The organism is Ectobacillus sp. OTK, assembly GCF_059698935.1.
Map to the genome: position 1 here is coordinate 2,958,515 of NZ_AP048547.1, position 20,357 is coordinate 2,978,871.

15 protein-coding genes are annotated in these 20,357 nt (G+C 34.8%); 4 read left to right on the plus strand and 11 right to left on the minus strand.

What is annotated here, in order from left to right:
* Positions 1–326: 326 nt before the first annotated feature.
* Entirely contained in the window at positions 327–1,325 is a 999-nt protein-coding gene (locus AC6HZ4_RS14830) for a LacI family DNA-binding transcriptional regulator (RefSeq protein ID WP_497490349.1), read from the minus strand.
* Between the two features lie 743 nt (positions 1,326–2,068).
* A complete protein-coding gene (gene yeiL / locus AC6HZ4_RS14835; protein ID WP_497490351.1) occupies positions 2,069–2,740 on the minus strand; it encodes a transcriptional regulator YeiL in 672 nt (223 codons plus the stop codon).
* Between the two features lie 79 nt (positions 2,741–2,819).
* Here yeiL and AC6HZ4_RS14840 point away from each other — a divergent pair, with 79 nt between their 5' ends.
* On the plus strand, positions 2,820–3,992 hold the full coding sequence (locus AC6HZ4_RS14840; RefSeq protein WP_497490352.1) for an MFS transporter: 1,173 nt from the start codon (positions 2,820–2,822) through the stop codon (positions 3,990–3,992).
* A 233-nt stretch (positions 3,993–4,225) separates the two neighbouring features.
* Here the strand turns inward: AC6HZ4_RS14840 and AC6HZ4_RS14845 are convergent, their stop codons facing one another.
* Complete coding sequence (locus tag AC6HZ4_RS14845) at positions 4,226–4,933, minus strand: M48 family metallopeptidase (protein ID WP_497490353.1); 708 nt, start codon at positions 4,931–4,933, stop codon at positions 4,226–4,228.
* A 1,056-nt stretch (positions 4,934–5,989) separates the two neighbouring features.
* On the opposite strand from AC6HZ4_RS14845, the gene AC6HZ4_RS14850 reads away from it, so the two are divergent.
* Entirely contained in the window at positions 5,990–7,420 is a 1,431-nt protein-coding gene (locus tag AC6HZ4_RS14850; protein WP_497490355.1) for an alanine/glycine:cation symporter family protein, read from the plus strand.
* A gap of 247 nt (positions 7,421–7,667) precedes the next feature.
* On the opposite strand, the gene AC6HZ4_RS14855 is transcribed toward AC6HZ4_RS14850, so the two are convergent.
* The 8 genes from AC6HZ4_RS14855 to AC6HZ4_RS14890 form a co-directional block, all read right to left on the minus strand.
* Entirely contained in the window at positions 7,668–9,224 is a 1,557-nt protein-coding gene (locus AC6HZ4_RS14855; protein ID WP_497490356.1) for a response regulator transcription factor, read from the minus strand.
* Between the two features lie 26 nt (positions 9,225–9,250).
* Complete coding sequence (locus tag AC6HZ4_RS14860) at positions 9,251–10,981, minus strand: sensor histidine kinase (protein ID WP_497490357.1); 1,731 nt, start codon at positions 10,979–10,981, stop codon at positions 9,251–9,253.
* Between the two features lie 214 nt (positions 10,982–11,195).
* Positions 11,196–11,546 (minus strand): glycoside hydrolase family 32 C-terminal domain-containing protein, encoded by a 351-nt coding sequence (locus AC6HZ4_RS14865; RefSeq protein ID WP_497490358.1) that lies wholly within the window; start codon positions 11,544–11,546, stop codon positions 11,196–11,198.
* A 29-nt stretch (positions 11,547–11,575) separates the two neighbouring features.
* Positions 11,576–11,779, minus strand: coding sequence for a hypothetical protein (locus tag AC6HZ4_RS14870; RefSeq protein ID WP_497490359.1), 204 nt, complete (start codon positions 11,777–11,779; stop codon positions 11,576–11,578).
* Positions 11,780–11,921: 142 nt separating this feature from the next.
* Positions 11,922–12,812, minus strand: coding sequence for a carbohydrate ABC transporter permease (locus AC6HZ4_RS14875; RefSeq protein ID WP_497490360.1), 891 nt, complete (start codon positions 12,810–12,812; stop codon positions 11,922–11,924).
* A 21-nt stretch (positions 12,813–12,833) separates the two neighbouring features.
* On the minus strand, positions 12,834–13,724 hold the full coding sequence (locus tag AC6HZ4_RS14880) for a carbohydrate ABC transporter permease (RefSeq protein ID WP_497490361.1): 891 nt from the start codon (positions 13,722–13,724) through the stop codon (positions 12,834–12,836).
* Between the two features lie 235 nt (positions 13,725–13,959).
* A complete protein-coding gene (locus tag AC6HZ4_RS14885) occupies positions 13,960–15,315 on the minus strand; it encodes an ABC transporter substrate-binding protein (RefSeq protein ID WP_497490362.1) in 1,356 nt (451 codons plus the stop codon).
* A 31-nt stretch (positions 15,316–15,346) separates the two neighbouring features.
* Positions 15,347–16,474, minus strand: a complete 1,128-nt coding sequence (locus AC6HZ4_RS14890) for a glycoside hydrolase family 172 protein (protein WP_497490363.1) — start codon at positions 16,472–16,474, stop codon at positions 15,347–15,349.
* A gap of 656 nt (positions 16,475–17,130) precedes the next feature.
* Here AC6HZ4_RS14890 and AC6HZ4_RS14895 point away from each other — a divergent pair.
* Both AC6HZ4_RS14895 and sacB read left to right on the plus strand, forming a co-directional pair.
* The gene (locus AC6HZ4_RS14895; RefSeq protein WP_497490364.1) at positions 17,131–17,436 is read left to right on the plus strand and encodes a hypothetical protein; all 306 of its coding nucleotides are present in this window, start codon (positions 17,131–17,133) and stop codon (positions 17,434–17,436) included.
* Between the two features lie 1,086 nt (positions 17,437–18,522).
* Complete coding sequence (gene sacB / locus AC6HZ4_RS14900) at positions 18,523–19,995, plus strand: levansucrase (protein ID WP_497490365.1); 1,473 nt, start codon at positions 18,523–18,525, stop codon at positions 19,993–19,995.
* Positions 19,996–20,357 lie beyond the last annotated feature (362 nt).

Here is a 20,357-nt window from a genome sequence, read left to right on the forward strand (position 1 = left end):
AAATATCTTGCTCAAATATCCCAATTAAAACGTTTCCAATTAGAGCTACAAAAATCTATACATCTAAATCGTTTCCTCCTCTTTTTATAGAAGAGGATTCGATAAAATGTCTTGCTCAAGTGTTCTAAGTGAAACGTTTCCAATAAAAATTAAAAAAATTAACTATGTACGCTGTTTCAATAATTGGCTTATTCTAACGTTTTTGTTGAAACGTTTCCAAATTAGAGCCAAAAAATTTGTACATCTAAATCGTTTCCTCCTCTTTTTATATGAAGAGGATCCGATAGATGCTTTACTCAAGTATTCCGATATTGAAACGTTTCCAATTAAAGATTTAAAAAAATTGAACAATTAGTCGTTTCCCCTTCTCTGTACGTAACAGGGATTCGATAAATATCTTGCTCTAACGTTTTACCTTCAATCTTTCTTAAGAGAAGTCTTACAGACATCCTGGCCATTTCTTCGACAGGTTGTCGAATCGTTGATAAAATCGGGCGAAACAGCTTATTATCTTGAATTCCATCATAACCTATTACTTTTACATCCTCAGGAATTCGTAATCCATGTTGTTTAGCTGCAGCAATATATTTGGCGGCAAGTATATCTGTATTGGCAAATACGCCATCCACACCCTGATGTTCCTTGATTTTGAAGAAATCTCCAAAGTATTTATCATCACTAAAAGTCTCATCATGCTCCTCATAGATGATATATTCGATTCCTTGAGCCTCTGCTTCATCGATAAACCCTGTTTTACGAAGTCTGACCTCACTATAAGCAGAGGAATTGATTCCTAGATACGCTGTCTTTTTAGCGCCCGCTTTCACGAGCTCTTTTAAGGCAATGCGGCCGCCGGTATAGTTATCAGAAGTTACACATGTGATTTTTTTTCCAAAATGGCGATCGATGCTGATGATAGGAATATCAGTACTTACGTTATCTTCGACATCATTGTAGGTTATCCCAATGATGCCTGCCACTTTATTCTGATTAAGCATGTCTAAATAATATAACTCTTTGTCAGGTCTGCCTCCACTATTGCAGAGCATCAATTTAAACCCTTCTTTATCAAGCTCGTCTTCGATATAATAAGCGAGCTCCGAGAAAAACGGATGCCATATACTTGGAAGCAAAAGCGCAACCATTTTCGATTTTTGCATTTTAAAGTTTCTTGCCACTTCATTCGGTACATAATTTAATTGTTTGATAGCTGCGTTTACTTTCTCCCGTGTTTCGGGTTTTACATTTGGATGGTTGTTAATGACTCGTGAAACAGTGCCAACTCCAACTCCCGCTAGGTCTGCAACATCCTTTATACTTGGCACTACTACTACCTCCATTACTAAAGCGGTTTCATATTTTCAATATATCACCTTTTTGGAAACGTTTCAATGGATTTTTGATTAAAATTTCAAAAAGTAGCATGATCTTGCCGGATTCCGTCACAGTCACTTCCACCTTATGATACTTTGATTCTATCTTCATGACTTTTTTCAAAGAGCTGTCTCTATATGAGACCAGCTCCTAAACAACTTTTTATCTTCTTTTGTTTTTGTTTTGTTCTCTAAAGAATTTCCTTGCATTTTTCATGCCACTCATGCTGCCGAAGATGTCATTTATTTTTTCTTTTTCAATCATTCTGGAATTCAAGCCATCGTACTTCGCTTCTTTTTTTAGCTTCCAATAGCTCTCCAACCGTTCAACTGACAAATGACCATGCTCTATAGCTTTTTGCACGGCGCAGTTCGGTTCACTTTTATGAGAACAGTCGTTAAAACGACATTGAGCCGCAAGATCATCAACTTCATATCTATTGTATTCAATGTTATAGCCTCCTAAAGTTTCAATTGTAACCTCTGGGAGGTCTTATGCAGGTATTATTTTGCACAACCCTCCCCGTTCACTACAATCTCAGCCATATGCTTATTAAACATAAAACTTCAACTCCTTTTCATTAATTGAGATAACTATATCATAGTTATTGTACTAACCTGTACTTAAGCTAAATAAGAAAGAGGACTGCCGCAGCAATCCACTTATTACACTCAAGCACCCGTTCGCAAGTTAGTTACTTATTCCTCAACATCTCAGCAAGTTCATATAGCGGCTTGTTCTGCTGAATACGATAGTGACGTCCTTCCTTTTGCAAATACCCTTTATCGCAAAATTGTGCAAGCACATGCAATAAGTGTCGATAGGAGACGCCTAAAAAATCACAAACAGTTACATGTTTCTCCTTATAGACCTCTTCATCAGCGGTTTGCAAAATAAAATCCGCAAGCCGGTTTTCAAGGGGGAAGGCGAGACTTTGTGAATACTTTGCAGCCATTTGTGTTGCTTTTACACTTAAAAACTTGGTTAGTTCACGTAGAAATGTCGCATCTTCTAGCATTTGTGCGCGGTAGCGATGAAAAGGAAGCGCAAAGCAAATGGTCTTAGTGGAGGTTTGAATCCCTTTTGTATAGTACACCTCATTTAATAATTCCATTTCCCCAATATAATCATTTGCGTTGATAAAATTTATTAAAGAAACTTTCCCATTTTGATGAGTTACGTAAATTTTTGCTTTTCCTTCAATGACATAAAATAAAAAATCCGGTCTCATGCCTTCTTGAATAATCCATTCATCGCGCTTATATTCATGCACTTCTATAAACTCTTCAATCGGAAAAGAAAATAAATGCGCAATGGAGTATCCCTCCAAATAGCGTTGCCTTTTCTCATTTTTATAAATTTCCATAATCCACCCCAAAATATGAGATATCTCATATTATTGTACGTATCTCCATGATATCATGCAAACAATGGAGGGATACAGAGTGAACACACAACGCTGGATGAGTAGACAATTTTTTAGTTTTTATATGACATGGGGCGTTTTTCTACCTTATTGGACAGGATGGATGATTCATACAAAAGGGATTACGGTTTCACAAGCTAGTTTGATTATGAGCTTAGGTTTGGTTGCAAGAGGCCTTTCTACCTTAATTGCATTTCCTTATTTATCGAGGAAATTTAGTAGTAAAACCTTATTAAATGGGATGGCAATCGGCACGCTAATTGCTATTCTGTGTTGTATTCCAGCCAGTTCCTTTGCTGGCTTACTTGTGGTAACGTTACTTTTGCATTTTTTTTATCCAACGTTGATGCCTGCTTTAGATAGCGCGGCTGGCGTCCTTGTGCAAAGTAAACAATTAAGACATTATGGGAAGAGCCGCTCGTGGGGATCCATCGGGTTTGTCGTGGCCGGCATGATCTTAACCGTCTTTACAGGGGCGCTTGGGGATGATGTGATTTTATGGGCGCTGTTACTCGGCACATTGGTATTCGTGTGTCTTGGTTTTATGCGTGCACCTGTTGTTTTATCTGAAAAACCGCAAATGGATCAAACAAAAAAAGCCGGCATGCTGAAATTATTTCGTATTAAACACTTTGGTTTGGTGCTCGTCATTGTGATTTTACTGCAAGCGGCACACGCTTCTTATTACAACTATGGCTATATTTTTTTACAAGAAATCCATGCACCCAAATATTTAATTGGTGTAATTATTAACATTGCCGTGATCGCAGAAATCATTTTCTTCTCAATCGCAGATCAGAGCTTTCATAAATTTTCAGTAGGCTCTTTACTAACACTAGCGGCGCTTGGTTCATCTGTACGTTGGATATTAGTATTTGCCTTTCCAAATGTTATTGTTTTCTGTATCGCGCAAACATTGCATGCATGCTCATTTGCAATGGGACATTATGCCTTTATGAAATATTTAATCCAAAATATTCCAAGTTCACAAATTCCGAAAGTACAAGGCATGTATTCAGCGCTGGCACTTAGCTGGAGCACTGCGGTGTTCACGATTTTCGGCGGCTATTTATACGAAATTGAGCCAAGATACGCCTTTATCGGGATGATTGTTTGTACGATTCCATCGATGCTGCTTGCGCTTGTTTATCAGAAATTAGAACTCAAAAAGGAAGCTGCAGTTTCTATTTAGTTCGTTTATATTGGTTTATATTTGTTTATATAAGACTTTACGAGGCATGAGTCAATCTTATCCACGGCCAAATCTTCGAATATTCTAATGGTTTCGTTTTTCCTCAATGTTTAAGGTCATCCCCGAGCCATTTGATAATACCGGTATAAAACAGGCTTGTCCAAAACGGACAAGTCTGTTTTATACCATTAATTTCTATTTAATGAATCCTTTCCTACACATGATGCCTACTGCTAAATAGTCATTTTCCAGCTTGATAATGCCAACCAGTTTTCCTGTTCCTTATAATCGGGCATTATTTTCCCAACAAGGCGCCAAAAGGATCGATCGTGATTTAGATGGACCATATGGCACATCTCGTGAACCACTACGTAGTCGATTACTTTTAATGGCGCCATTGCCAGCCTCCAATTAAATGTTAGCTGCAGCTTTGAATCACAGGTTCCCCAGGTCCTGTTATTATCAGAAATGCGGATAGAACGTGGTTTTGTTTTAAAGTTGCTTTGATAAGACTGAATACTCCTCTCTACCAACGCTTTACACTGCTGATAATAAAATCTCTTTAAAGCTTGCTTTACTTTTTCATCCTCAAGTTGTTTTACATATATATGCAGCTTATCTCCTTCAAACACCACATAGTCCTGCTTGGCATTGATATCTTGAGAGATCTGTACAGGATATGCATTTCCTAAATAAAGAAAGTTCTCACCATGATCATAGACCTTCTCCTTCGGCCCAAGCGTTCGGTCCTTCATTTCTTTTGATTTTTGCTGAATCCAATCCCATTTTTCCTCTAGTAATTGGAGCACGCATTCAACAGATGTCCCTTTAGGAGCTTGGACTTCAATATTTCCATAAACATCTATATAAACACCCATATTTTTTCGTTTTTTGTAATTTATATCAAAACTAATTGTCTCACCTGAATATGTATGTATCATTTCATCACCTGGAGTATCCATTTATGTTATTTTCGCATTATGATCATGCATGGCGTTTGGTCGAGAACATATACGTTGTTTTAAAACTGCCAATGATAAAAATTAGAGTAGGATCAAAGTTCCTACTCCATCCATTGTATCATTTAGTTTCTTAGCATGAATATACATACGCTCACCATGCGCCTAGTATTCGAGACAATATAATGGGATATTCATCAGTTATAGCGCTTGTTTTAGCAAGATAACACAGAATTATAGAAGGTAAAGGATTATCCAACTTCTTTTAGCTAAGGAACCGCTAATCTTTTCAAATAAATAATCAAGGGCTAAATTCTTCTTTCCTTGGATAAGCCATACCCCATAATCTTATTAAATACGTTGCCTATTCCTCTGCTTGATTTCCATGATATCACTGTATTGAACTAGGAGCTTTATTTACAGTTTTAGTAATCCAAGCAGTGGTGGCATTCAGGTTTTCCATGTTAGTATCGAAATCGCCGTGGTGTCTAGGTTCCTCATTCGATTTAGGATATCGTACCCAAACCCTAGATTCACCATCAAAGAAGTTTGCAAGTTCTCCACTACTATTGATGAACTTCTCCATCCCGAGATTTCACTAGATTCACCTGATTCTAGTATAAAAATTGTCCTGATTTCTTATTGGCAATAAAGGTTCTGGTGCAAAAACTTCAAAGTATCATAATTCACAAATAAAAAGGATATTGGGGTTCTATGTTGCTCATTATTCAATTCTTCTGAATTCCCCTCAAAAAATCACATATGATGAATGCAATTTCTGCCTTCCTAAATACCGCTCAACATCACATTCTATCACTTCTTTTTTATTCGGAATTTTAAAATAACTTATAATAAAAAGTTTTTGTAAGGGTTTACTTTGTAAGTATATCGCGGTTTTCTTTCATGCACTCTTACATAAGAACAACCACACTTCCAAAACTGTACTGCATCGGGTAGTTTACATAATGATATAGCTCAGTTTATAATCAGTACTGTTGCATTTTTTGCGAAGAATTTTTACAACAAGGAGATGAGTTCATGACAGAATTAGTTGCAATTATTAATGATTATTTATGGGCTAAATTAATTGTGATTTTCTTAGTTGCAATTGGCTTATTTTTAACAGTTAATTTAGGCTTCTTACAAATACGATTCTTCCCTGAAATGATTCGTTTATTATGGGATAGCGGCAAAGGTAAAGATAAAGACAAAAAAACTGTCTCATCATTACAAGCATTTATGATTGGGATGGCTGCTCGTATTGGTACAGGTAATATTGCCGGTGTTGCAACAGCAGTGGCATTAGGCGGACCTGGTGCAGTATTTTGGATGTGGCTAATAGCGTTAATTGGCTCAGCTTCAGCTTTTGTAGAGAGTACATTAGCTCAAGTTTACAAAGTGAAAGATGGCGATTCCTGGCGTGGCGGACCTGCCTACTATATGGAAAAAGCTTTAGGAAACAGAAAACTTGGAATTGCATTTAGTATCTTACTTACCTTATCTTTTGGTTTAATTTTTAATGCTGTACAAGCAAATACAATAGCTGCTTCACTTGAAAATGAATTTGGGGTAAGCACGGCTACAACTGCGATTGTACTTGGTGTTATTACTGCTCTCATTATCTTTGGCGGCGTACACTCAGTAGCAAAATTCTCTACAGTCTTAGTACCTATTAAAGCCGGCGTTTATATTTTATTATCACTGTGGATTATGGTTTCGAACTACGAAATATTGCCAACTGTTTTTGGTGCAATTTTCTCCGAAGGTGTATTTACATTTAAACAATTATTTGGTGGTGTAATGGGTGCTGCTGTACTCCACGGGATTCGTCGTGGATTATTTTCAAATGAAGCTGGTATGGGATCTGCACCAAACGCAGCAGCTGCTGCAGATGTTACTCACCCTGTAAAACAAGGTTTTGTTCAAGCTTTAGGTGTAATTGTAGATACGTTTGTAATCTGTTCATCTACCGCGATGATTGTTTTAGTTTCAGGTGTATATAAAACATCTAAGCTGACAGGTATTCCTTTAACACAAGAATCTTTACGTATAGGACTTAGTGACTTCGCTGCAACATTTGTGTCAATTTCTGTATTCTTATTTGCTTTAAGTACAATTATGGGTAACTACTACTATGGCGAATCAAATATCAGCTTCATGAAACATGGCAAAAAGTCAATTTATCTATACCGCTTCGCTGTAATTGCAATGGTATTATTCGGAGCATTATACAGCGCTGAATTAATTTGGTCTTTAGCAGATATTTTCATGGGCTGTATGGTTTTGGTTAATTTATATGCCATTACTCGCTTATCTAAAGTTGCTAAAGCTTTATTAAAAGATTATATTGTACAAAAGAAACAAGGGTTAGATCCTGTTTTCCATGCTGATAGTATTCCAAACCTTCCAGGACGTGAGCATTTAGAAGCATGGGTTGAAGAGGAACAGTTAAATAAACAGGTTGGATGATGTAGGCGATCCATTGAAAAGCCATCATTACATAGTGCTTAAACTATGAATGATGGCTTTTTCGTATTTGTCGATCATTATTCTTTTTTATTTTAAAAACAATTCAGGTTGATAATGTTTCCGCTTGAACAAACTTTTCTTTTCCATGCTGATCACGTTCTTTTTTAGAGTAATAGTATGTCCAAGTTCACTACATTTCTTGCATCAGAACCCATTCAAGTAATAAGCAGCTAATTCCTAAAATAAACTAATTTTTACTGCCAATTAAATGTTTGGAACGGTATTGACTTGGTGCTAAACCAACCTGTTTTTTAAAAACTTGATTAAAATATCTTGGATCTTTATAACCAACTTCATTACATATATCAAGAATTTTATAATTCGTTGTTCGTAATAACTCTTTCGCTTTATTTATTCTAATATTAGTAATATATTCAAAAATAGTCATACTAACTTTTTTTGAAAATAAACTGCTGAGATATGGTGGACTTATATGAAAACTTTCCGCTACTTCATCCAAAATGATTGATTGGTTAAAATTTTTTTGCAAATAATTTTTCACATCTGAAATCAATTTATCTTTATGTGAAATTCTATTATCATTCATATAATCAAAAATTTGACTAATCAAATTTTTGAGCCAATGGCTAATTTCTTCAATTGATCGCAATCTATTCAGTTCTTCATATAACTGGTATTCCTCTCCTAAAATATTTTCAATTTCTAATTCAAATTCATGCTGAACATATTCGAAAACATAATTGATTAGCTTAAAACATAGATATTTAGCCTTTACCGGAGAAAGCATATTTTCAATTGAATAACTCAATATATCATGTATTAATAAATTCATTTTATCTAAGCTAAAATTATCTTTTTTAAAACAATAATCGATCTTATTAATAATCTCATTACCAACAGTATTATTTATCTTTTCTAAATCTTTGTAGTGAGTAAACAATTGATTTAAATAAATCCCTATTTGAAACGCTTCTTCTGCTTCTTGATATGATTGGCGAATGTATGAAAAATCATAATAAGTATTGCTAACCCCAATAATAGGAGTTGTATTCAATTCCTGTTGTAAAAGAGACGAAAATTCAATTAAAAAGGAATCTTGAACTTCTTCTTGGCTAGGGTTGGCATACATTGTAACAATAAAGTCTTCAATGATGTAAATAAATGTTTCATATCCTCTTTCTTCAAAAGGCATTTTTAAACGCTCAAAAATTCTCTGACCTTCCTTTCCAATATTTTGTTTCCATGTTGTGCTTTTAAAACCCGTAATTAATAATTTCCATCCTTTAAATCTATTACCTGTTTCAACATTATCAATCTTTCGACCTAAAATAAGGTTTAATACATCCTTCTCTTCTAATTCCGTTTGATATTTTTGAATCTGATAATTGTTTTCCTTTTCTGCTTTCACTTTTTCATATTTAATGAGCCCTTTTTTTACTACACTGATAATTTCATCAATCTCTATAGGCTTTACTAAATAATCAACGGCTTCTAGTTCAATTGCTCTTTTAGCATAGTCAAACTCTGTATAACCACTAATAATAATAAATACAATATCGGGATGAATTTGTTTAACTTTTTGTATTAAATCCAAACCATTTAATCCAGGCATTTGGATATCTACTAATACAATATGAGGGGGATTATTTATAATACACTGCAACGCTTCCTGCCCGTTTGAAGCAGTTTCGACAATCTCAATTTGATGTTCTTTCCAGTCAATTGCAGATGTTAAGCCCTCGATTACAATTTTTTCATCATCTACTATTAGAAGTTTATACATCACTTTTCACCTCTTATATATTTACATCATGCATATTCCTCTCTTTTAATTCCAATTGTTAAAACAGCTTTTGTCCCTATATTTAATTTACTTGTAATGCTTAATCCAAATTCAGGTCCATAATAAAGCCCAATTCTCTCATTAATATTTTTTAGAGCATATCCTTGATTTCCCCAAAAAAACTCTTCACTATTAAATCCAATTCCGTTATCGATTACTTCAAATATCATCATCCCTTCTTTTTTTCTTCCTTTAATCATTATTTTACCTTGCCCGTTTTGTTGTTCCAGCCCATGCTGAACAGCATTTTCTACAAGGGGCTGCAAAAGCAATTTAATTATTTTTTCATCAAGAATACCTGGGTCAATATCAATTGAATATTCAATTTTATTATCAAATCTAATATTTTGTATCTGCAGATAACTTTTTACCTGCTCAATTTCATTTTTTACTGATGTAATATGACTACCGTTATTTAGTGTTAATTTAAACAATTTGGATAAGCTTACTGCCATTTTAGCAATTGGTTTTACCTTTGCCTTTTCTGCCATCCAGAATATAGAATTCAGCGTATTATATAGGAAATGTGGGTTAATATGACTTTGTAATGCTAATAATTCTGCTTCTTTTTCCTTTAATTGTGATTCATATAACTTTACAGTTAATTCATTATTTCGATTGTACAATTCAACAAAACGATTTCCTATTTGCCCAATTTCATCTTCATTATCAAACGTTATACCAGAGATATACTCTCTTGATTTCATTTTTTGGACTATGATTCTTAATAACGCAAGTTGCTTTGTAATTTTTTTTGATATCAATAAAGCACTAAGTATCGCTAGAAGAAAAGATATAACTAATAATGATGCAGTGATAATTCGTATATAATTAATTTCTTTAACAATACTTTGATAAGGAATGATGCTAACAATCTTCCAATTTGTTTTTACGTTTGTATGAAAATTTATACTATATTTTGTTCCATTAATTTTTTTTATGATCTTACCTTGAGTACCAACGTTTTCTAATATGTTAGCAAGCTCCCTTGCTTTAAACTTTTTCCCGCTTTCGCTAAAATAAATTGTATTCTTATTATTCATTATTAAAATATCGCCATCTGTTTTAATGTCTTTGAACATATTATTAAAAACAGCTTTATTAACACTTATAATAGATATGCCAATCTCCTCTGACGTACCAATATCTCTAATAACTCTTCCAAACATTAATTGGTTATTATCCCCTTTTACAAGACTTGTTTCATTTCCTTTGATCCAAACGCCTGCCCATTCACTTTGTTTTAAAACTTTATACCAACTTGTCTCTTTAATATGATTATAAATATGACCTGTATAATTACTTTCTCCTTTATTTAATTTTAGAAATTCATGTTGTTCATTCCCGATGTATACCGCATTGATATATGGTTTATTAACGATAGTAATGTTTTTCAAAAGATCTTTTGAGCGGGTTTCTAAGATATATAACCTAGTTGATATTTTTGGATAGCTTAAATACCCTTGAATATCATCTGAAGAGAAAATTATATTGGAAAGATTCTCTACATCGGCAACGAATGTATTAATATTCCAATCCACTACACTTAAAAAATTTGAGGTTGTTGTCGAAACCTTATTTTCCATAACCTTATTCAAATATAAAAAAGTAAATGGGCCAATTAGGAATAATGGAATTAACGTTGAAAAAAGGGCTAATAGAATAATTTTTCGCTTAACGGACAACTTTTTAATCATATGGCATCCCTCATTATTGTTTAAAGCCTCAAAAAGCAACAATCTTATTGTTAACGCTTTCAAATTATAAGAAATAATAATTAATATTGTTACTAATCTCCGTTTCTATTAAATATTTACATAAGTCTATTTTATATCATTTTATACTGGTATGTCTTTATCCACTTATTTATAAATTAGCAGCGGATAAAGACATACTTGTAGAAAAATTAGGTTATTCCCATATTGATTTTAATTGATACATTTCTAACGAAGTAAGTTTCACATCTCCGTCCCTTGTGTACAATTCTAACCCATCACTTTCATTGTCCGGGAAAATCAATTCTGTTATTACACTTTCCCCATCATTCCCAAATACTCCAATAGATGACCAATCAACAAAGAAATGCATTTTCACTTTATTATCCTTAGCTGTTACTTTCCCCGTATGTTTGCCCGCAAAGGAGCCGTTAAATTGAACATCACCAGATTTCGTACGATCCACAAATAGCCGCCTTTGATTAACGTCATATCCAATAAGTGTCTCTTCATTTTTGGATTTGCAAACTTTAAATCCAAATTTCATAGTGAATAACCCCTTACTAAATTTAAATATTACTTTAATAATATATTTCCGGAAAATGATTCGATCTCTGAAAGAGAAGGTACACTAGGAATGCCTCCGTTTTTGGTAGTAGAAATTGCAGCCACAGTATTAGCAAATGCAGTGATATTTTCCACATCAAAGCGATTTAATTTAGATGGATGTGACATTGTGAAATCAATTAATAATTCTCCTATCGCTGTTACATCATACATTTTTATCTCCACCAATCTCGTTTTAAATTTATAGCTGTGGAACTATTAGAATTCATTACTGTACATATTGTTTATTAATAACCTCAAAAAATGAAAGGTATAGTTGCAAATGTCGTCCGGATTATTTATTAACAAGATACTTCTATTCCTTTACAGCTCCGAGAGTCATTCCGCTTACGATATACCGTTGAACTAAAAGAGAAAAAAGCATAACTGGTAAACTAAATGTAATAGCAGCTGCTGTCATAGGTCCCAAATCAAGATTATATGCTGTTAAAAACTGTGAAATCCCGACTGTTGCCGTTTTAGTATTTGTACTCGTTAAAAGTAAAGCAAATAAAAAGTCATTCCACGCTAACATAAAGGTAAATATAGCTGTCGTGGCAAGTCCTGGAAGCGAAACAGGGAGAATGATACGAAGGAACGCTCCCAAACGACTACATCCGTCAATACGAGCTGCTTCGTCAAGCTCCTTGGAAATTCCGTCAAAGAAACCAATCATCATCCAGATTGCAAAAGGAACATTAATACTGGTATAAACTAAAATTAACGCAAGCTTTGTATCAATTAATCCCATATCATTAATAATCGCATACGTGGGTATTGCAATACTAATCATCGGAACCATACGGATTACTAACGTTATAAGCAAAAAGATATTCCCCACTCTTGATGAGAATCGTGAAAAGCCGTAAGCTGCTAAGGATCCTATAAAAACACTCAATACCATACTAATTGTTGCTGCAACGAAGCTGTTAAGGAAATATTTTCCTATGGGTAATTGTTTTAACATCCTAAAGTAATTCTCTAAAGAAAACCTTGAAGGCCATAACGTGGGTGGTGAACTTATAGCTTCTGAAGATGGCTTTAAGGAAGTAAGAAGCAAGTAAATATATGGACCTAAGAATACAAGAGCTAGCATACAAGTCGATAAAATAACAAATAACTGCCAGATATTTTTTGAACTCAACTTTGCTCCTGCACTATTTATTTTTTGTGTTAGTCTAGAATTATTTAAAGGTCTATCTAACATATTAAAATCACCTCACAATTATTAAGCATGTTTTTTACTTGGAGACCACATTTTTGTCATAAAGAACGAACTCAATGCGAGTAAAAGGACAATAAAGATAACTGCCATTGCACTAGATTCACCAACAGCCCCATACCTTGTTAACGTTTTGTACATATATGTGCTTAATACCTCCGATGAAAAACCGGGTCCGCCTTGCGTTAATACCCATACAATGTCAAATGTTCTCGCTGCATCAATGATCCGAATGATGAGCGCAACAGTCGCAACCGGTATTAAGGAAGGGATGATAATATAGCGAAATGTTTGCCATCTATTCGCACCATCAATTTGTGCCGATTCATATAAGCTCTTTGAAATTCCTTGAATCCCAGCAAGAAAGACAAGCATCATAAACGGCGTTGTTAACCAAACATCTGCAATAATAGTAGACAGTAGAGAAAACTTCGAATCGGATAACCATAAAATTTGATGAGGATCCGAAATAATTCCCAGCTTATAAAGTCCCCAGTTTATGATACCGAATTGATCATTGAGCATGAACTTCCATATTAATCCTGATACCAATGGAGCTAACATTAATGGACTTAACAATAATGTTCGAATAAATTGACTGCCCTTAAAACCATTACTTAACAATAAGGCTAAAATAAGACCTATTGTAAACTCAAATGCTACAGCTACAACGATAAAGATAACCGTATTAAGTGCTGATTTTAGGAAGCGCTCAGAAGTAAAGGCATCAATGTAGTGTTTGATACCTGTAAATTCCTTTAAAGACGGATCATATAAATCAAAAGTAAATAGACTATCTGTTATAAGCAGAAAAATCGGATAGACGAAAAACAGGAGCAAGACCACTGCTGCGGGCAAAAAAAACAAGAAGGCTAACATTCCATTTTTCATTTTCATATTGACCACCTCTTCCTCAATTAAAATAATGTTTTATCAAATTAAATAAACAAACAGATAAATAATCTAGTTACAAATCCACGGGATAATGCATTCCCTATCTTCAATAGATGAAGAACAGAATCTCCTCATTTACAAAAATCAGGTTAACTACAATAGAGTTTTGAGGAGAATTCTGTCTAAAATTAATTAAATACAAACTCTTTTTTTTAGGAGCAGTAAACTTTCTTCATTCTTACTGTTGTACAATACCTTTAATAATATTGGCGGCCCAGTCAAGTGCTTCCTGGGGTGTTTTCTCACCTGATAACGCGTATTGAACAGCAGGGATTAATGCTTCATTTTCAATTTGTTGCCATTCTTTAATAGCGGGACGATTTTGAGTCTGTTCCCCAGATAAAGTTGCCATTAGCGGTTCTAAATGCTCGTATCCCGCTTTTTTACTATACTCTTCAAATACTGATTTTCTTGCTGCTACACCTAGTGCTTCCATATATAATGCATTTTTATCATAAAGAAATTGAATGTACTTCTTAGCGATTTCTTGTTTCTTAGACGACTTTGGTATTACCTGGTACCATGGGCCTGGAACAGCACCAATCCCCTCAGTTCCAGCAATCATTGGCGCAACTCCGACTTTACCAGCAACTTTTGATTTGCTCGGGTCATTTGATGGTACATAAAAGTGTCCCCAAGCTAGCATCATTGCTGCCTTTCCGTTCTGAAATAATTCAGCAGTTTCTGCAGAAGAAATTTCGAGTGCACCAGGAGGAACAGATTTATCCTTATTTAACATGTTCGTTAATAGCTCGAGTGCTTGGACATAAGGCTTAGTATTTATAATTACTTTACTATCATCCACAACTAGCGGCCTTGCCCCTCCTTGTGTTGCCAAATCCAGCCAACTCGCAACAGTATCACCATTATTCGCGCCAAAAACAGTTGTACCATACAGATCTACTTGTCCATCTTTGTCTGTATCACGAGTAAAAAATTTAGCTATATCTTGATACTCCTTCCACGTTTTTGGCGGTTGAAGCTCATAACCATACTGCTCTTGAAACTCTTTCTTATTAGCTGCATCCTCAAATAAATCCTTACGATAAATTAACGTTTTTGCATTTGTCCAAACAGGCATTCCATATGTGTGCCCTTTATAACTACCACCAGCAACAAGTCCAGGGAAAAGATCATTTTTCACTCCATCTGTCATTAATTTATCAAGAGGGAGTAGACCACTCGCAAGTGAAGGAAACCAAAGAATATCAATAGTCGCAACATCATAAGAACCTGCCCTTGAAGCAAGCTCTGCCTTTAGCTTGTCATACACACCGACATAAGGAACAGACTCAATCTTCACTTCATAACCAGTTGATTGTTTAAATTCATCTGCTGTTTTCTCAGCCACTTTAAAGGCAGGGCTCCCGCCTTCAACAAGCACCGTTAAAGACTTATCACTACTACTTGAATTATTCCTGCTGTTTTGTTCCTCACCGGATGTCTGGGTACTAGAACATCCAGTGAGGAAAGCGGAAAGAAGCATTGAACATGTCATCAAACCTGCAATAGCTTTTCTTTTAAACAAATCCATTTCCCCCCTTGAAAGTTTTTTCTACGAAATATTATCTATCCCATAAACCATGTTCCGGCCATCTTCTAGGTAACCGTTCCTTCACAGGCGGAAGCTCTGGCAATGGTTTATGAGGTTCAAGCTGATACCAATATGCTACACTTGAATATTCATTTCCTTGATCATTTGCATGACCGTGTTCAATTGTTGCTCGAATGGACGTATTAAAACGAACTGGATCTTCAATATGGAAACGATAAAGGCTCCATTTTCCAAAGTGCTCCTGTACATCACTTCCTAGTGAAATACCATGATATGGTCCAGCATATTCTCCACTTGGAAATCCCCATGCTGCATTAAAGTAATCTTCCGTCCCCGTACCATGAAGGGATGGAGGCCATTGTTCACCATCGATAAAGAACATGTCATCCCCTTCTCCTGGCCATGTAAACTCTTGATTCGATGCGTCAAAGTTATCAATGTTTAACACACATCCAACATAGTGCCCTTTGCCTTCTGCCTCTAAAATTACATAGTTTTCATCCCCAGTTAGATTCTCACCCGGAAGATCCCATGGTGCTGGATTTTCAATATCACTAGGATGAACAACCTTCTGACAAGGATTCTCTTGATTCCAAGTCGCATGAAATCTTCCCATATCTTCCGGGATTCTATCCTTCTCTTCATAAAGTTCATAATCGATGTAATAAAATAAGTTTTCAATACGCTCTTCACTTTCATTAATTAATTTAATGACTGCACCATCAGAAAATGGCATTGGAAAGTAGCAGTTCATTGCCGCCGCAAATGGTCCTTTTGGTCCTCTTTTTTCCCCCATGACCATGCTTAATGGAAGTGAAACATAATGTTTACATGTTGCATGTCCGATCCCAAAGAAATCGCCAAGCGGAACACGTACACTTGGATTTTCTTCTCCATCCCAGTACATTTCAAGAACGAGCTTCCGTAAATATTTCTCTGCATAACAGCGTGTTGTCATCCAAATATGCTTAATACATCCTGCCCCTTTAATGTCGGCCATTACTGCTGTTTCACCTGGTTCAACAACCTTAAAATCTCTGTTTCCACCTGTACGATCCCAGCTTGACTCCCGTTTTGTACGTGCATCCTTTATAATTGGTAATCCTCCTAAAGGACTATTTGGTTCCCAAACGTTCATATTTTTTCCTCTTTCATATTCTTTTAGTTAGAATCTTTTATTTTTTTCATAAATTTGTTAAAATTTAATTAGGTAATTTTTAAAAGTACACACTTTTCATTTTTAATGAAGGGATTATTCCTTCATTTTCTTTTTGTGTTTTTTGACAACGCCCACACATAAAACCTAAAATAGAATACCGACTACTAATGGCAATCCAACAACATAAATGATTTAATAAAATCGACTATTTTAGTAATGTATCACCCCTTTCAAAGTTTCTCTCTATTGACAACGTTTACATTTATAATATTAAAATGATTTTAGGAGTTTGGAAATTCTAATATTTTTTAAAAACTTTATATATTTTTAGAACTAAATAAATTAGGTATCCGCTTATATTTCAACAAAAATCTACGCTAAGAAAAATAGAATGGTATCTAATTCTCTTCTGGTGCCAATATGATTTTTTAACTATCCTTTTCATTGATGAATGATGACACTACTCCAAGTCATTCATACATCGCCTCTCTGTATGATGCATAGCACTTTCCTATTAAACTTTTACGTAAACAACAAAAAAATTACAGGAATTTTACAGTTACGCTTCACTCTGATAATAAAAGCAGTTCCTATTCCTCTCCCCTTTTATAATAATATAGGACAGTAGAGAAAGGATGGTTATGGTGGAGGCATTTGAAGTAAAAGTTGAAGATTATGAACAAGCGCGCGATGATTATGAAAATTTGTTGCGAAAGCTTAATTCAAAAGCAGTTGAAATTGTTCGCATTTTATTTGAAGAAGAAAAAGAAAAAAAGCTTTATATAAAATGGGAATACGGTACGTTGTTTGTTCACAGCTCTAACGTGGTCGTATTACTAAGAGCGGACGGTTCCCCCATTTACTTAGAGCGAAACGAAGTGATGGGGATTGTCGATACAATTGATCGATTATATAAGGATATCGTTGTAAAAAATAACTAAAATAAGCTGCAAAGCTTTCTTGAAGAAGCGCTTTGCAGCCTGTTTATCTCTTGTTTTACTAAGATAAAAATCATATGAGCCATTGATAAGCCATGTTCTTGTTCTTACATCATGTCCACTAGGTTACGAAAACTAAGGTTGTACCGTATAACAAAATCATGTATCATCGAAATTTGCATATCCTGATAGATACAAAAACCATAAATCTTTAGTAACACCTATTTGTGTGCTAAGAAAAACATGTGGAAAGCTCTTCTAATTCAGCTTATGCCATCCCCCTCTCCCATAACTTAGACTGTTTCCAATACTGCTGATAGAATTTTCTAACCTCACAAATTACTTTTCTAATATAACGAATAAGTAGGGCATTTCAATAAAACAAGGACGCCCATTCCAAACTGCAACAGAACCTGGAGTATGCGCACGCTTGGTAATTGTGGCCCTGTTTCCCAGAAAGAAATCTCATTCTTCTCCCTGCTTTACATTATAGAGAGCAATTTCAGCCGCATTTTAACCATCCAAAAAATGTAATATTATCCGTTTTTCATATTAGCGACAATTGAACACTGCAAAATTTGTCGAAAAAATTTTTTTGATTTTAATTTTTTATGTTACTCTTTTCTCTTTTATTCGCTTTCATTGCCTAGAGCTCAGTTTTAACGACCCATTTAAATTTTCAGATATTTTTGCTGTTGATTTACAGCGCCGGTTGACTCCTTCTAGGGAAGAATGTAAATTAATAGCGGAATCGGTTCCGTAAAACATTCTTAAGAAAATACAGGGATAGGAAAACATTCAACTGATCGTTTTGAGAAATCTATTCCCTTTATCAATGGGTGCACCCCATTCAATGATTTGTTTTAGTTCATGTCTTTCTTGTCTAATGAGTACGGTAGTTTTTCAGATGCATGAAGCCATAATGAATAACTTTGTCCATCCTGCTGCAATGACTAGTCCTGCAGCCTTCCAAAAACACGTAGATGGTATTAGTCAGTATTTTATTAGAATTTATTCTTTTAAGCTAAGAAATGAATGAAGAATCCTTGGAATTAACATCTAATGAAGATTAAGAGGAGGATAAAATTTATGAATATCAAAAAAGTAATTAGAAAAACAACAGCTTTCACCTTTACTACAGCATTAGTAATGAGTGGCGGAATTCAAGCTTTTGCTGCAGAAAAAGACAGTCAGGATTTCAACAACAATTATGGAATTTCCCATATTACACGTTATGACACGCTTAAAATACCTGAACAGCAAAACAGTGATCAATTTAAAGTGCCTCAATTCGATGCATCAACTATAAAGAACGTTCCTTCTGCCATCAAGTATGATGAGTCAGGTAACAAAATTGAATTAGATGTGTGGGATACCTGGCCACTACAAAATGCTGATGGAACAGTGGCAAATTATAATGGCTACCAAATCGTTTTTGGTTTAGCGGGAGATCCTAAACAAGGATCGGACACATTTATCTACATGTTCTATAAAAAAATAGGCGACACATCCCTTGATGGCTGGAAAAATGCAGGAAGAGTATTTAAGGATAGTGATAAATTTGGTCCAAACGATCCTATTCTCAACAATCAAGCAGAAGAATGGTCTGGTTCTGCAACTTTAACCTCTGATGGAAAAGTTCGTCTGTTTTATACAAATAGGCATCCTTGGGAGCCGGAAAAAGGATTTTTTGGTAAACAAACCTTAACAACGGCTCAAATTAACGTATCTAAACCTAATGCTGAAACACTGAAGATCGATGGTGTAGAAGATTTCAAATCGATCTATGATGGCGGAGACGGTAAAACCTATCAAAATGTTGATCAAGCTTTCAGTGGAGGGGATTATTCGGATAATCATACGTTAAGAGATCCTCACTATGTAGAAGAAAACGGTCATAAGTACCTTGTTTTTGAAGCGAATACTGGAACGGAAACGGGTTACCAAGGAGAGAAATCCCTTTTTAATAAAGCTTACTATGGGGGAAGTGAAGTCTTCTTCCAAGCTGAGAAAAATAAGTTGCTGCAAAGTCCTAGCAAAAAATCTGTAGAAATAGCGAATGGTGCACTAGGTATCATTGAATTAAATGACGATTATACGTTGAAAAAAGAAATGAAACCTCTGATTGCATCCAATACAGTAACAGACGAAATTGAACGAGCTAACGTATTTAAATTGAATGGCAAATGGTATTTGTTCACAAGCTCAAGAGGATCTAAAATGTTCGTTGATGGAATTGATAAAGAAGACATCTACATGTTAGGTTACGTATCCGATTCTTTGACTGGTCCATATAAGCCGTTGAATGGTACAGGACTGGTACTGCACCAGGATCTTAATCCATATGATATTACTTGGACTTATGCTCACTTTGCAATTCCGCAAGTGAAAGGAAATAATGTGGTCATCACAAGTTATATGACCAATAGAGGTTACTTTGAAGATCATCATTCTACTTTTGCACCAAGCTTTTTACTTAACATTAAAGGATCAAAAACTTCTGTCGTAAAGGATAGTATCCTTGAACAAGGGCAGTTAACAATTGACAATAATAACGAATAACAAAGAATGTTTGCTTCCTTTTATTAATCCTTTAAAAAGAAAAAGAAAAGAAGCTGCAGTTTCTGTAGAAACTGCAGCGGAGTAAGGTCAAATCATTTTACAAAATTTACAGCCTTATGTTTGAGGATACTGAAAGAAGAAGTATCCTCAATGTAGGGAAAAGGAAATGGTGATAGTACATTGCCATTTCCTTTTATTTTAGCTATTTAAGAAGCTAACTTCTAAATAATAATATAGGCAAGATTAACTTGATTTAAAGAACCTTCTCCCAAAACAAATAAATCGCAACAAGACATGCCAAAAATAAAAAGGGATGAATCTATTTGAAAAAAAGAGTATTTAATAAGAGAGCATATAAATGG